Here is an 851-nt window from a genome sequence, read left to right as displayed (position 1 = left end):
GACAATACAATTTGGATAAATTTGTCGTTGAATGTCTGATTGGCTTGCGATAAAGTGAAGCTAATTTAGACTGGTCTATTTATCCTTAATGATCAATGTTACCTATTATTAGTGATATTTGTGACTAACGATACTTGTAATTAATGATACCTAGGCTTGTTTATTTTACTCTTCACGACGCAATCTATTAATATATTAATTATACTAAACTAAAGAGGTTAACTCATATCGCCATGTCTGACGACGCTCCAAGCCCGAGTAGTTGGTCGATGCGCGGCTTAAAACGCTGGCTATCGACCGCCCCTGAAACCCGTGATGAATTGATTCGTTTGGTACAAGACTCCCGTCAGTTCTTAGAGCCAGACACAGTTGATATGCTCGAAGGTGTACTGGACTTGCCAGCCACACAAGTACGTGAAATTATGACACCGCGTCCGCAAGTGATTGGCTTGCACGAAAGCAACAACCTTGCTGATGTGATGGACATTATCCTTGATACCACGCATTCACGCTATCCTGTTTTTGACAGTCAAGACGATGATGCCGTTATTGGTATTTTACTTGCCAAAGATTTGATTCCTATTCTTGTTCATATGGTGCGCGATCAAGAAGATAAAATCGACAGCAAACGTCTAAAAGACTTGGTACGTCAACCTCTCTATATTAGTGAAACTGCGCGCTCTGATACGTTACTGCGCTCATTACAGCGCACTCAAGTACACATGGCGATTGTGGTCGATGAGTTTGGAAATTTTGCAGGCGTAGTCACGATGGAGGACTTGTTAGAAGAAATCGTCGGTGACATCGTCGATGAGCACGATGATTTCGATGAAGATAGCGACATTAATAAT

1 protein-coding gene is annotated in these 851 nt (G+C 41.6%); it reads left to right on the top strand.

Annotated features, from left to right (window positions below; translation table 11 throughout):
* Positions 1–233 precede the first annotated feature (233 nt).
* A partial coding sequence (locus ACS8FD_RS18545) for a CBS domain-containing protein (RefSeq protein ID WP_439276925.1) occupies positions 234–851 on the top strand: 618 nt, incomplete at its 3' end.

The organism is Psychrobacter sp. 1U2, assembly GCF_051847575.1.
This window is presented reverse-complemented; position numbering and strand designations above follow the sequence as displayed.